The sequence below is a fragment of the Streptomyces sp. NPDC102402 genome, assembly GCF_044765765.1.
Lineage (GTDB): Bacteria > Actinomycetota > Actinomycetes > Streptomycetales > Streptomycetaceae > Streptomyces.
In genome coordinates this window covers 93,250-106,036 of the sequence record NZ_JBIWKR010000016.1, presented here as the reverse complement: position 1 = coordinate 106,036, position 12,787 = coordinate 93,250, and the positions used below count along the sequence as shown (strand labels likewise).

The window sequence follows — 12,787 nt, the reverse complement described above, 5'->3', positions numbered from 1 at the left end:
CGCGGGGTCAGCGCTTCTTCCGGCCGGGACGCGGGGCGCGGGCCCGGTCGACGCGGAGGGCGGCGGCGGGCTGGTGGGCACGCGAGCGGTTGGCCAGGTCCTGCAGCTCGCGCATCCGGGCGTAGGCCATCTCGATCGAGTACACGGTGTTGTTCACTCCTGAAGATTCGAAAGCATTTCATGGATGATGAGAAAGATTCGCAGGGTGTAACCCCTGTTGTGCCTTAAATTCTACACGTAAGCTCGCGGTACTGCTGAACAATGGAAGGTTTCAGTCATATGGACGCGGTGGACAGGCAGCTCATCCAGGCCCTCAGAGAGAACGGCAGGGCCTCGTACGCCGAGCTGGGACGGCTCGTGGGGCTCTCCGGGCCCAGCGTCACCGACCGCATCAACCGGCTGGAAACCGCCGGTGTCATCACCGGTTACCGCGCGACCGTGGACTCCGCGTCGCTGGGACTCGGCGTCACCGCGCTGATCGGCATCTCGCTCTCCGACGCCGCCGACCACCAGGACGTCGCCCACCGGCTGAAGGACCTCGCCGAGATCGAGGACTGCTGGTTCATCGCCGGCGACGACTCGTACATGCTCAAGGTGCGGGTCGGCGACGTGGACGGTCTGGAGAAGACGATCCGCAGGCTCAGCGGCACCAAGGGCGTCTCGCGGACCCGTACGACCGTCGTGCTCTCCACCAAGTGGGAGAACCGGGTGGGGGAACTTCCCGACGAGGAGTAGCCGTCGGGCGGGGACGGGGGTGCCGGGGCCCGGAAGGCGGGGGAGTACGGTGGCGGGAGTCTGTTACGTAGAGATATGGGAGGCGCCCTAGTGGACGCTGGACTCAAGCGCGAGCTGGAGGAGAAGGTCCGGGCCGGCGAGCGGCTGACCCGCGAGGACGGGATCGCGCTCTACGAGTCCGACGACCTGGCGTGGCTCGGCGGGCTCGCCCACGAGGTGCGTACGAGGAAGAACGGCGACGTCGTCCACTTCAACGTCAACCGTCACCTCAACATGACCAACGTGTGCACCGCGTCCTGTGCCTACTGCTCGTTCCAGCGCAAGCCGGGCGAGAAGGACGCGTACACGATGCGCATCGAGGAGGCCGTCCGCCTCGCGCAGGCGATGCGCGGCGAGAACCTCACCGAGCTGCACATCGTCAACGGGCTGCACCCCACCCTTCCGTGGCGCTACTACCCGCGCTCCCTCAGCGCGCTCAAGGAAGCCCTGCCGGAGGTCGCGCTCAAGGCGTTCACGGCCACGGAGATCCACCACTTCGAGACGATCTCGGGACTCTCGGCCTCCGAGATCCTCGACGAGCTGATCGAGGCCGGTCTGGAGTCGCTGACCGGCGGCGGCGCGGAGATCTTCGACTGGGAGGTCCGCCAGCACATCGTCGACCACAACACCCACTGGGAAGACTGGTCGCGCATCCACCGGCTCGCGCACGAGAAGGGTCTCAAGACCCCCGCGACGATGCTGTACGGGCACATCGAGGAGCCCCGTCACCGCGTCGACCACGTGCTGCGGCTGCGGGAGATGCAGGACGAGACCGGCGGCTTCCAGGTCTTCATCCCGCTGCGCTACCAGCACGACTTCGTGGACATGAAGGACGGCAAGGTCCGCAACACCCTCCAGGCGCGGACGTCGATGGCGACCGGCGCGGAGGCGCTCAAGACCTTCGCGGTCTCCCGGCTGCTCTTCGACAACGTCCCGCACGTCAAGGTGTTCTGGGTGATGCACGGAGTGCAGACGGCGCAGCTCGCCCTCCAGCACGGTGCGGACGACATGGACGGATCGGTCGTCGAATACAAGATCACGCACGACGCGGACGACTACGGCACCCCGAACAAGCTCGGCCGTGAGGACCTGCTGGACCTCATCCGCGACGCGGGCTTCAGGCCCGTGGAGCGCAACACCCGGTACGAGATCCTGCGCGAGTACCCCGGCCCCGACGCCGGCCGGCGCGAGACGCCGCAGCCGATGCGCGTCTGAGGCCCCGCGTCCGCCCGACGCCCCGCGCCCGTCGCGGTGTTCCGGGCGCCCGCTGTGTGAAAGCCCTGGCCTGACGTCCCCCGGCCGGGGCTTTCTCGCGTGGTGGACAGGTTTGAAGGGCCTTCTTCGTAAGGGTTAATCTTCGATTATGGCGCTTACTTTTGAAGTGGATCCCGCATTCGACCGAGCTCTGCGGGACGGCATCACCGCGCTCTGGGTCGACGTCAGCAACGCCGGTGGAGCCGTCGGCTTCGTCCCGCCCGTCACCGGCGACGAGGTCAGGCCGGAGCTGGTCAAGCACCTCGCCGGGATCGTCGAGGGCCGCACCCACCTGATCGTCGGCCGGGACGGGGACGGCGCGGTGGCGGCCACCGCCTTCCTCATCCACAACACCCACCGGCTCATGCGCCACTGGATCGGGGCCTACACGGTGATGGTCCATCCGCGCCACCAGGGCAAGGGCTACGGCCGCGACCTGATGGCGGCCACGGCCGACGCCGCCCAGGGGATCGAGGGCATCCGCGCCATCCGGCTCACCTGCCGCGGCGGCACCGGCGCCGACCGCTTCTACGCCTCCTGCGGATACAAGGAGGTGGGCCGGGTCCCGGACGCCATCCGGGTCGCCGAGGACGACTACCGCGACGACATCATCATGCTGCTGCCGCTCTTCCGGTAGAAGCGGGCGCGGCCCCTGCGGGGAACCCTGCGAACTGATCGAATTCGGGGCATGCTTCACTGGTCGGGCAGGATCCAGACTGCACGACCGCAGGAACGTCGGACGTAGAGAGAAGGCCAGCCGTGTCCGCTGTCAAGCCGAGCGCAACGATCCGGTACACCGCGATGCGCCTGCTGATCTTCGTCGGCTGCTTCTTCGTCTCCGGTGTGGCGGTCCACTTCGGCGTGCTGCCCTCGGGTGTCGGCGGCTCCAACGTCGTCTGGGTCCTCCTCCTCGGCCTGGTGCTCTCCGCGCCGCTGAGCTTCGTCCTGCTGCGCAAGCAGCGCGACGAGATGTCCGAGCAGCTCGTCTCGTCGGTCGACCGCACGAAGGCCAGGCTCGAGGCGAACCGCACCCGCGAGGACAGCCTCACCCAGTAGGCGCCGCGTAAGGTTCCTCACACCCGCACCCCGCACGGACCAAGCCCCGGACCGGAGCAGCCGCTCCCGTACCGGGGTTTCGGCATGTCCGGGGGGCGGTGGCAAAAATGATCAAGAAGTGGACCTTTGAGGTTCTCAAAGATGCAGTGTTAACGTATTCGGCATGACGACAGTTGCGCGCACCCACCACGCCTTGGGCGTCACGCTCGTGGTGCGCCTGCACGTCGATCTCTGCCGCTGTATGTCCGCGGTCTGTTGCCGCAACGTCTGAACCGGCATCATGCAGCGGCGCCGCCCCTGGCGCGGGCGCCGCACCCCCGTCCCCCTGTTAGACCGCACGACCGTACGTCTGTCCTCGTACGTCCCGATGCGTCACATCTGGAGTGTGTCCGTGTCCGCGAATTCCGCGCCCACCGCCGAGACCGAAACCGGTAAGCCGTCCGGTTCCGGCTTCCGCCTGCCCAGCATCCCCTTCTGGATACAGATAGTCGCGGGTCTGGTCCTCGGTGTCCTGCTCGGCTGGCTCGCCCGCAGCCAGGACGTCAGCTGGCTCGTCACCACCCTCGACAAGGTCGGCGGCATCTTCGTCCAGCTGCTCAAGCTGGCCGTCGCGCCCCTCGTCTTCTTTGCGATCCTGGTGTCGATCACCAACCTGCGCAAGGTCAACAACGCCGCCAGGCTGGCCACCCGCACGCTGCTCTGGTTCATGATCACCTCGCTGATCGCCGTCGCCATCGGCCTCGCGATCGGCCTGATCACCAACCCGGGCGCCGGCACCGACCTCACCCCGAAGGACGGCGCCAAGCCCGAGAGCGCCGGCTCCTGGATCGACTTCCTCACCGGCATCATCCCCACCGACGTCATCACGCCGTTCACCGAGCTGAACGTCCTGCAGATCGTCTTCATGGCGGCCGTCGCCGGCATCGCCGCGCTCCAGCTCGGCGAGAAGGCCAAGCCGATCCTCGCCCTCAGCGAGTCGATCCTGGAGCTCCTCCAGAAGGCTCTGTGGTGGGTCATCCGCCTCGCCCCGATCGGCACCGTCGGCCTCATCGGCTACGCGATCGCCGACTACGGCTGGGACCTGATCGGCAAGTACGCGACCTTCACCGCCGACGTCTACATCGGCTGCGCCCTGGTGATGTTCGGCGTCTACCCGCTGCTGCTCGCCACGGTCGCCAAGGTCAGCCCGCTGCAGTTCTTCAAGGGCGCCTGGCCCGCGATCCAGCTGGCCTTCGTCTCCCGCTCCTCGGTCGGCACCATGCCGGTCACCCAGCAGGTCACCGAGCGCCTCGGCGTCCCGAAGGAGTACGCCTCCTTCGCCGTCCCGTTCGGCGCCACGACCAAGATGGACGGCTGCGCCGCGATCTACCCGGCGCTGGCGGCGATCTTCATCGCGCAGATCTTCGACGTCCAGCTGGGCATCGGTGACTACATCCTGATCGCGTTCGTCTCGGTCATCGGCTCGGCGGCCACCGCCGGCCTCACCGGCGCCACGGTCATGCTGACCCTCACCCTGTCGACCCTGGGCCTCCCGCTGGAGGGCGTGGGCCTGCTCCTCGCCATCGACCCGATCCTGGACATGATGAGGACGGCGACGAACGTGGCGGGACAGGCTCTGGTCCCGGTGATCGTCTCGGCCCGCGAGAAGATCCTCGACCACGACATGTACAACTCGGCTTCGGCCTCGCCGGTCTCGGAGTCCGAGTCCGAGACCGGGCCCGAGGGCGCGAAGACGGCGGGCGTGCCCGTCACCGTCTGACGGAACCCGTGCACAGGAGAGCGCCCCCGGCCGTACGAGGCCGGGGGCGCTCCCGTGTGCGGGGCCGGGGTCAGGGGCTGTTGAAGACGACCTCCGGGTTTCCGGGGGCGGGGCCGTCGAGCAGGGGGCGGTGGTGTCCGCGCAGGTGCTGGTCGAGGAAGGCGGCGACGTAGGCGCGGGTGATGCGGACCTGCCGGTCGGTGGAGATCGTGACCGTGGGGTCCAGCGTCACCCCCAGCCGCTCCTCCAGGACGGGTATGTCCGTGAAGCTGGAGTGGCCGGAGCCCTCGACGCCGAGCCAGCGCTTCCAGCCGTCCAGGTGCCGCCAGCCCCGGTCCCAGGATCCGTCCTCGCCGCCGGGTGAGTGGAAGGACGTGGTCCCCAGCATCATGAAGGGACGCTCACCGAGGCCGGACGCGGGAACCTCCTCGAAGAAGGTGCCGTCCATGTTGATCCCCGCGTCGACGCGGCGGTCGGCGAGCATCGTCGAGGCGGCGGCGCTGCCGCCGATGGAGTGGCCGGCGGCGGCGACCCGGCGCCGGTCGATCACGCGTGAGCCCGTCCAGGCGGGACGGGGGCCGGTCAGCCGGTCGAGCACGAAGGAGAGGTCCGCGGCGCGTCCGGTCGCCACACTCTCCAGCACCTCGCGCTCGGCTGCGTCGTCCGGCGCCGTCTCGGCCGCGTCGCAGGCCGCGCACTCCAGGATCCGCCCACCGGGGAAGGCCGCCCCGATGGCCTCGTAGGCGTGGTCGACGCTCGCCACGACGTAGCCGCGGCTCGCCAGGTCCTCCGCGAGGGACGTCAGCGTGGCCCGGGGGTTTCCGAATCCGGGGGAGAGCAGCACCAGGGGGAACCGGCCCCGGGCGGTCTTCGCCGCCGTCCGCGAGTGGGTCGCGAGCGAGCTGAGCCGGGCCGGTGCGTCATCGCCCAGCTGGAGGCGCGCCAGGATGACCTCGGCCTCCTCCGTGCTGATGTAGGGGGCGGTGGCCCCCGGGCCCGCCGGCCGGGCCGGGTAGTGGACCGACACCATCAGCTCGCGGTCCCCGGCCTCGGGGACCCAGGGGTCGGCGCGGTCGTGGTCGGTGAGGTGGAGGACCTCGACGCCCACGGGGTACGGGCCGGTCGGGCGGGGCAGTTCGCGCGTGGTGGAGGCCGGCGCGGGGCCGGATAAGGCCTGGGCGGTGGCTGCGGGCGCGGCCAGCATCGCCAGGGTGGCGAGGGCGGCGACAGCGGTCCGTCTGCGGAGTCTGATCGTCATGTGAGCGACAGTAGGCGGCGGGCTCCGGCCGGTCGTCGGCCTCAGGCGTGATCCCGTGGGCTACCGGAGACGTACACACGGGTACCGCTGAGGTAGTGGGCGACTACCGGCCATCGTGGCCAGGTCGCGTCCTCTCCGTACGACGGGGGCAGGGGCGCGCCGTACTCTTACCGAGGAGTAGTGCCGTGGGGGCGGGAGGGATGTCTGACGTGAGTGCAGTGAAGAGCAAACGGATGCCGCGCGCGGTGCGTGAGCAGCAGATGATGGACGCCGCCGTGCGGACGTTCGCCCAGCGTGGTTACCGGGCCGCCTCGATGGACGAGATCGCGGAACTGGCCGGGGTGTCCAAGCCCTTGGTCTACCTCTATCTGAACTCCAAGGAGGAGCTCTTCACCGCATGCATCCGTCGTGAGGCGAAAGCACTGGTGGAGGCTGTGCAGGCGGGAGTGGAGCCGGGTATTCCGGCCGACGCCCAACTGTGGTCGGGGCTGAGGGCGTTCTTCACGCACACCGCGGAGAACCCGGACGGCTGGGCCGTGCTGCACCAGCAGGCGAGCTCGCACGGGGAGCCGTTCGTCAGTGAGGTGGGGGCGCTGCGGAAGGAGATCGTTGCGTTCGTGACGGGTCTGATCGGGGCGGCGGCGCGTGAGGCGCACAGCGATCCCGCGCTGCCCGACCGCGATGTGGCGGGGCTCGCGCAGGCGCTGGTGGGGGCGGCGGAGGCGCTCGCCGGGTGGGCGAACGTCACCCCCGGTGTCTCCGCGAAGGAGGCCGCCTCCACCCTGATGAACTTCTCGTGGGCGGGCCTGGAGAACCTCATGCACGGGCGCGGCTGGCAGTCCCGGGGGCAGTGAGCCCGCCCCGCTCAGCGCTCCCGGGTCATGGTGCCGGTGAGGTGGACGCGGCCGGCGCCGCGCATCTGGAAGGCGGTGCCGTCGGTCGCGTACGTGACGGTGGCGGGCAGCAGGACGGGCGCCCTGAAGTCCGCCCGCACGGACCGGATGCGGCCCGGCGCGCCGGTCTCGCCCCCGGCCTCCGCCAGACAGCGGGCGACGGTCCACATGCCGTGCGCGAGGTGCCGGGGGAAGCCGAAGAGCCGTGCCGTCGCGGGGTACAGGTGGATCGGGTTGCGGTCGCCCGACGCGGCGCCGTAGCGCCGCCCCAGGTCGGTGGGGAGCCGCCATTCGGCGACCGCGGGCAGCTCCGGATGGGCAGCCCGGCCGGGTGCGGACGGGGCCTCACCGCTCCCACCGCTCGTACCTGCTTCACCGCTTCCACCGGCCGTACCGCTCGTACTGCTCGTACCGGCCGTACTGCTCGTACCGGCCGTACCGCTCGTACCGCTCGCGTGGCGCGAGAGGTAGCCGCTGCGGGATTCCCAGACGAGCTCGCCCGCGAGCCGCGCCTCGGTCACCATCGTGACCTCGGTGCCCCGCCGGTGGGGCGTCAGTTCGGCGGCGCGCACCGTGAGTTCGAGCGCGTCCGTCGGGTGCAGGGCGCGGTGTCCGGTGATCTCGATCCACGTGTGGACCAGTCCGAGCACCGGCAGGGGGAAGTCGCGGCCCGTCATGAGCCGCATGGCCAGGGGGAAGCCCAGTACGTGCGGGTAGGTGAGCGGCAGCGGGCCCGACTCGGCGAAGCCGCAGACCCTGCTGTACGCGGCCAGGGGCCCGGGGGCGACGCGGGCGGGCGGGCGCACCTCGCGGCCGGCCGGCAGCGTGGCGCCGGGACGCCCGGCCCGCTTGAGCGGTGAGGTGACGGCTCCGCGAACGAGGGAGAAGGTCAGGCCTGTCATGGTCAGGCCCCCAGCAGGCTCTGGCCGCAGACCCGGACGATCTGGCCGTTCACGGCGCCCGAGGCGGGCTGGGCGAACCAGGCGGTGGTCTCGGCGACGTCGACCGGCAGGCCCCCCTGGGAAAGCGAGTTCATGCGGCGGCCGGCCTCCCGGATGAAGAGGGGCACCGCGGCCGTCATCTTCGTCTCGATGAAGCCGGGGGCGACGGCGTTGACGGTGATGCCGTGCTCGGCGGCGGCGCGCGGGGCCAGGGAGCGGACGAGGCCGATGATGCCCGCCTTGCTGGCCGCGTAGTTGGTCTGGCCGTTGTTGCCGGCGATCCCCGCGATGGACGCGGTGGCGACGATCCGGCCCCCGCGGCGCAGGGTGCCCGACCCGATGAGGGCGTCCGTGGTGCGCAGGACGCTGTCCAGGTTGACGTCGATGACGGAGGCCCACCGGTCGGCCGGCATGTTGGCGAGCCGGCGGTCACGGGTGATGCCCGCGTTGTGGACCAGGATGTCGAGGCCGTCGGGGACGGCGGCGGCGATCAGGTCCGCGGCGTCGGGCGCGGTGATGTCCAGCGGCAGGGCCCCGGCGCCGAGCCGGTCGGCGGTGCGGACGAGCTCCTCCTGGGCCTGCGGGACGTCCAGGCAGATCACCCGGGCGCCGTCCCTGGCGAGGACGGACGCGACGGACGCGCCGATGCCGCGGGCGGCACCGGTGACGAGCGCGGTGCGCCCGGCGAGCGGGGCGTCCCAGTCGGCCACCGTGCCGGGGTCGTCGGCGGTGAGTCCGACGACCTGGCCGCTGACGTAGGCGGAGCGGGGGGACAGCAGGAAGCGGAGCGTGGACTCGGCCGAGGCGGCGCTCGCACCGGGGGCGAGCCGCAGCAGCTGCACGGTGGCGCCCTTGCCGATCTCCTTGCCGAGCGAGCGTACGAAGCCTTCGAGGGCCTGCTGGGCCGCTGCCTGGTGGTGGTCGTCGGGGGACGGGGTGGTGCCGAGGACGACGACGCGGCCCCCCACGGTGAGCGACCGTACGACGGGGTGGAGCGCGGCGTGCACGCCGGCGAGCCCGGCGGCCGTGGTCACGCCGGTGGCGTCCAGGACGATCGCGGCCGGGTGTTCCGCCTGGCCGGTCACGTCGAGGCCGCTCGCGGCGAGTACCGGGCCGAGCGCCTCGGTGTGGGGGGAGCTGCCCGCGGTGAGGTGGAGCAACGGGCCGTCGAGTGAGGGCGTTTCGAGTGTCCAGCGACGCAGCCGTGCGGGCTGCGGCAGGCCGAGCCTGCGGGTCAGGAAGCGGCCGGGTGCCGTGCCGGTGACGTGCAGATAGCGGTCGGCCATTGTCTGGACTCCTGCTCGGTCGTAGATTTACTCCAGAGTAAGGTTACTCAAGGGTCAGGAGTTGTCGAGATGAGTTGGTCCAGTTGATTCCCCTCGCACTTCCGCAGCCGCGCCGTGTCGCGGTCATCGGTGGCAGTCGCATTCCGTTCGCCCGATCCGACGGCCCCTACGCGCAGGCGTCCAACCAGGACCTGCTGACCGCCGCGCTGGACGGACTGGTCGAGCGCTTCGGCCTGCGAGGAGAGCAGGTCGGCGAGTTCGTCGCCGGTGCGGTCCTCAAGCACAGCCGGGACTTCAACCTGGCGCGCGAGACGGTCCTGGGCTCCGCCCTGGACCCGCGCACGCCCGCCTACGACATCCAGCAGGCGTGCGGCACCGGCCTCCAGGCCGTCGTCGCCGCGGCCAACAAGATCGCGCTCGGCGCGGTCGACTCGGCCGTCGCGGGCGGCGCGGACACCACGAGCGACGCGCCGCTCGGCGTCAACGACCGGCTCCGCAGGATCCTGCTGGAGGCGCGCCGCGCCAAGTCGGCGGGCGCCCGGGTCAAGGCGCTGGCCGCCGTCCGGCCCCGCCACCTCGTCCCGGACATCCCGCGCAACGCCGAGCCGCGTACCGGCCTCTCCATGGGCGAGCACGCGGCGGTCACCGCCCGGAAGTGGGGCGTGACCCGCGAGGACCAGGACCTGCTGGCCGCCACCAGCCACCAGCGGCTCGCGGCCGCGTACGACCGGGGCTTCCTGGACGACCTCGTGGTCCCGTACCTCGGTCTGGACCGGGACCAGAATCTGCGCCCCGGCTCCACGGTGGAGAAGCTCGCCACACTGAAGCCGGTGTTCGGCGCCGGCCACCCCGACGCGACGATGACCGCGGGCAATTCGACGCCGCTCACCGACGGTGCGGCCACCGTGCTGCTGGCGAGCGAGGAGTGGGCCGAGGCCCATGGTCTGGAGCCCCTGGCCTACCTGTCGCTGTACGAGACGGCCGCCGTGGACTACGTGGGCGGTGAGGACGGACTGCTGATGGCACCCGCGTACGCCGTGCCGCGGATGCTGGAGCGTGCCGGGCTGGGCATCGGCGACTTCGACCTCTTCGAGATCCACGAGGCCTTCGCCTCCCAGGTGCTCGCCACCCTGGCCGCATGGGAGAAGCAGGGCCTCGCCCCCGTCGACAGGGACAAGCTGAACGTGGCCGGATCGTCCCTCGCCACCGGTCATCCCTTCGCCGCGACGGGCGCCCGGATCGTGGCGACCCTGGCCGCGCTGCTCGCGGAGCGGGGCGCGCCCGGCCGGGGCCTGATCTCGGTCTGCGCCGCGGGCGGGCAGGGGGTCACCGCCGTCCTGGAGCGCCCCTGACCCACACGGGACCCGCATGAGGGGACGCCCTGACCTCCACAGGGCCCCTGCATCCTGGAACACCCCCGGGCCGCGCCGGACTCGCCCCGCGGCCACCGCGGCACCCCCGCCCGCCCGTCCGTCCGTACGAGAACGACCCCGCGCACCCAGCAGCCGCATCGGCGCCGGGCCCAGGGAAAGGGGCCCGGCGCCGGACCCACGTCGAGGAGCCGCTCGTGTCCACGCCAGCCCCCGCCGCCGTATCCGCCGCCCCCGCCGTCCCCGTCCTGGTCGAGCCGACCAAGGTCAGAGCGGCCGACGGTGCCGTACGGGAGGTCTCCGTACCGCCGCTCGCGCCGACCGTCCTGCGCGGCTCGCTCGCGGAGATCCCCTTCGACAACGCTCTTCAGGCCCCGTCAGAGGCGGTCCTCAGCCGCAAGCAGACGGACGGCGGCTGGCAGGACGTGACCGCCGCCGCGTTCGCCGGGGAGGTCCTCGCGGTCGCCAAGGGGCTGATCGCCGAGGGCCTCCAGAGCGGTGACCGGCTCGCGATCATGGCGCGTACGACCTACGAGTGGACGCTGCTCGACTTCGCGTCCTGGGCGGCCGGGCTGGTCACCGTGCCCGTCTACCCCACCTCGTCCGCCTTCCAGACGCGCTGGATCCTCCAGGACTCCGGAGCCGTCGCCTGCGCCGTCGAGACGAAGGAGCAGGGACGGCTGGTCAGTCAGGAGCGGCAGCAGCTCGGGGACCTCGCCCACCTCTGGCAGTTCGGCACGGGCGCGATCGGCCGGCTGAAGTCGCTCGGCAAGGACGTGCCCGACGCCGCGGTCACCGCCCGCCGCGCAGCCCTCGGACCGGACAGCCCCGCCACCCTCATCTACACCTCGGGCACCACGGGCAGGCCCAAGGGCTGTGTCCTGACCCACGGGAACTTCTTCGCCGAGGTCGACAACGCCATCGAGCTGCTCCACCCGGTCTTCAAGTCGGTGTCAAAACACCCCGCCTCCACTCTCCTCTTCCTGCCCCTCTCGCATGTCTTCGGCCGCATGGTGGCGATCGGCTGCCTGCGCGCCCGGGTGCGCCTCGGGCACGCGCCGTCCATCCAGACCGAGGACCTGCTCGCCGATCTCGCCGGTTTCAAGCCGTCGTTCCTGCTGGCCATCCCGTACGTACTGGAGAAGGTCCACAACACCGGCCGTGCCACCGCCGAGAAGATGGGCCGCGTCTCCTCCTTCGACCGCGCCGCCCGGATCGCCCGGCGCTACGGCGAGGCGGTCGAGGCCGCCGAGCACGGCACGGGCCCCGGGCCGGGCCTGGGGCTGCGTGCCGCCCGCGCCCTGTACGACCCGCTGGTCTACCGCCGCATACGTGCCGCGCTGGGCGGACACGTCGAGTACGCGATCTGCGGGGGCTCCCCGCTGGGGCGCCGGCTCGCGGCGTTCTACGCGGGCGCCGGCATCCAGATCTTCGAGGGCTACGGCCTGACCGAGACCACGGCCGCCGCCACGGTCACCCCGCCCCTCAAGCCCCGCCTGGGCACGGTGGGCTGGCCGCTGCCGGGCACCGCCGTGCGGATCGCGGACGACGGGGAGGTGCTGCTCAGCGGCGGGCAGGTCTTCCAGGGGTACTGGGACACCGAGCGCGGTGAGGCCACGCCGTACCTGGAGGGCGGCTGGTTCCCCACGGGTGACCTGGGGGCCCTGGACGAGGACGGCTACCTCACGATCACCGGCCGCAAGAAGGACATCATCATCACGTCCGGCGGCAAGAACGTCACCCCCGCCCCGCTGGAGGACTGGCTGCGTGCCCATCCGCTGATCAGCCAGTGCATGGTCGTCGGCGACAACCGGTCCTTCATCAGCGCCCTGATCACGCTCGAGGCGGACGGTCTCGCGCACTGGCGCAGGATGCGGAAGAAGGAGGGCGTCCCGATACGGGAACTCGTCCACGACGAGGAACTGCGCGCCGCCCTGCAGCGCGCGGTGGACGAGGCCAACAGGCTCGTCTCGCGCGCCGAGTCGATCCGCAAGTTCACCGTCCTTCCGGTGGACTTCACGGAGGAGAGCGGGCACCTCACCCCGTCGCTCAAGCTGAAGCGGGACGCGATCACGCGGGACTTCGACGCGGAGATCGAGGAGCTCTACCGCAAGTAGCCGGACCTGTGGCGCCCTTGGGGCCCGGACCGCGCGGTGGCCGTCCCGCCGGGCGGAGACCGTCCGGGCCGAGGGGCGC

The 12,787-nt window shown here is 71.3% G+C and carries 12 protein-coding genes; 8 read left to right on the top strand and 4 right to left on the bottom strand.

The window, feature by feature from the left end; all coding sequences use genetic code 11:
• Nucleotides 1–7 precede the first annotated feature (7 nt).
• Complete coding sequence (locus ACIRJR_RS31465) at nucleotides 8–157, bottom strand: hypothetical protein (RefSeq protein WP_403786918.1); 150 nt, start codon at nucleotides 155–157, stop codon at nucleotides 8–10.
• A 122-nt stretch (nucleotides 158–279) separates the two neighbouring features.
• Between ACIRJR_RS31465 and ACIRJR_RS31460 the strand changes: the two genes are divergently transcribed.
• From ACIRJR_RS31460 to ACIRJR_RS31440, 5 genes are all read left to right on the top strand, one after another.
• A complete protein-coding gene (locus ACIRJR_RS31460; protein WP_403786916.1) occupies nucleotides 280–735 on the top strand; it encodes an Lrp/AsnC family transcriptional regulator in 456 nt (151 codons plus the stop codon).
• A gap of 90 nt (nucleotides 736–825) precedes the next feature.
• Complete coding sequence (mqnE, locus tag ACIRJR_RS31455) at nucleotides 826–1,989, top strand: aminofutalosine synthase MqnE (protein ID WP_103760160.1); 1,164 nt, start codon at nucleotides 826–828, stop codon at nucleotides 1,987–1,989.
• 148 nt (nucleotides 1,990–2,137) lie between these two features.
• Nucleotides 2,138–2,665, top strand: a complete 528-nt coding sequence (locus tag ACIRJR_RS31450) for a GNAT family N-acetyltransferase (RefSeq protein ID WP_403786914.1) — start codon at nucleotides 2,138–2,140, stop codon at nucleotides 2,663–2,665.
• A gap of 122 nt (nucleotides 2,666–2,787) precedes the next feature.
• Nucleotides 2,788–3,084 (top strand): DUF4229 domain-containing protein, encoded by a 297-nt coding sequence (locus ACIRJR_RS31445; protein WP_403786912.1) that lies wholly within the window; start codon nucleotides 2,788–2,790, stop codon nucleotides 3,082–3,084.
• Nucleotides 3,085–3,475: 391 nt separating this feature from the next.
• A complete protein-coding gene (locus ACIRJR_RS31440; protein ID WP_403786910.1) occupies nucleotides 3,476–4,843 on the top strand; it encodes a dicarboxylate/amino acid:cation symporter in 1,368 nt (455 codons plus the stop codon).
• A 70-nt stretch (nucleotides 4,844–4,913) separates the two neighbouring features.
• Here ACIRJR_RS31440 and ACIRJR_RS31435 read toward each other — a convergent pair whose 3' ends face one another.
• Complete coding sequence (locus tag ACIRJR_RS31435; RefSeq protein ID WP_403786908.1) at nucleotides 4,914–6,101, bottom strand: alpha/beta hydrolase family protein; 1,188 nt, start codon at nucleotides 6,099–6,101, stop codon at nucleotides 4,914–4,916.
• A gap of 233 nt (nucleotides 6,102–6,334) precedes the next feature.
• On the opposite strand from ACIRJR_RS31435, the gene ACIRJR_RS31430 reads away from it, so the two are divergent.
• Nucleotides 6,335–6,955, top strand: coding sequence for a TetR/AcrR family transcriptional regulator (locus ACIRJR_RS31430; RefSeq protein ID WP_403787035.1), 621 nt, complete (start codon nucleotides 6,335–6,337; stop codon nucleotides 6,953–6,955).
• Nucleotides 6,956–6,966: 11 nt separating this feature from the next.
• Here ACIRJR_RS31430 and ACIRJR_RS31425 read toward each other — a convergent pair whose 3' ends face one another.
• Nucleotides 6,967–7,896 (bottom strand): MaoC/PaaZ C-terminal domain-containing protein, encoded by a 930-nt coding sequence (locus ACIRJR_RS31425; RefSeq protein WP_403786906.1) that lies wholly within the window; start codon nucleotides 7,894–7,896, stop codon nucleotides 6,967–6,969.
• Between the two features lie 2 nt (nucleotides 7,897–7,898).
• The gene (locus ACIRJR_RS31420) at nucleotides 7,899–9,221 is read right to left on the bottom strand and encodes a 3-oxoacyl-ACP reductase (protein WP_403786904.1); all 1,323 of its coding nucleotides are present in this window, start codon (nucleotides 9,219–9,221) and stop codon (nucleotides 7,899–7,901) included.
• Between the two features lie 74 nt (nucleotides 9,222–9,295).
• On the opposite strand from ACIRJR_RS31420, the gene ACIRJR_RS31415 reads away from it, so the two are divergent.
• Together ACIRJR_RS31415 and ACIRJR_RS31410 are read left to right on the top strand one after the other, a co-directional pair.
• Nucleotides 9,296–10,573, top strand: coding sequence for an acetyl-CoA C-acetyltransferase (locus ACIRJR_RS31415; protein WP_403786902.1), 1,278 nt, complete (start codon nucleotides 9,296–9,298; stop codon nucleotides 10,571–10,573).
• Between the two features lie 215 nt (nucleotides 10,574–10,788).
• Complete coding sequence (locus ACIRJR_RS31410; RefSeq protein ID WP_403786900.1) at nucleotides 10,789–12,708, top strand: AMP-dependent synthetase/ligase; 1,920 nt, start codon at nucleotides 10,789–10,791, stop codon at nucleotides 12,706–12,708.
• Nucleotides 12,709–12,787: the final 79 nt, after the last annotated feature.

What these genes read in the sequence shown, in the direction of transcription:
- ACIRJR_RS31420 (WP_403786904.1), bottom strand. Translation starts at nt 9,221, where the DNA reads ATGGCCGACCGCTATCTGCACGTCACCGGCACGGCACCCGGCCGCTTC.
- ACIRJR_RS31425 (WP_403786906.1), bottom strand. Translation starts at nt 7,896, where the DNA reads ATGACAGGCCTGACCTTCTCCCTCGTTCGCGGAGCCGTCACCTCACCG.
- ACIRJR_RS31450 (WP_403786914.1), top strand. Translation starts at nt 2,138, where the DNA reads ATGGCGCTTACTTTTGAAGTGGATCCCGCATTCGACCGAGCTCTGCGG.
- ACIRJR_RS31435 (WP_403786908.1), bottom strand. Translation starts at nt 6,101, where the DNA reads ATGACGATCAGACTCCGCAGACGGACCGCTGTCGCCGCCCTCGCCACC.
- ACIRJR_RS31460 (WP_403786916.1), top strand. Translation starts at nt 280, where the DNA reads ATGGACGCGGTGGACAGGCAGCTCATCCAGGCCCTCAGAGAGAACGGC.
- ACIRJR_RS31430 (WP_403787035.1), top strand. Translation starts at nt 6,335, where the DNA reads ATGCCGCGCGCGGTGCGTGAGCAGCAGATGATGGACGCCGCCGTGCGG.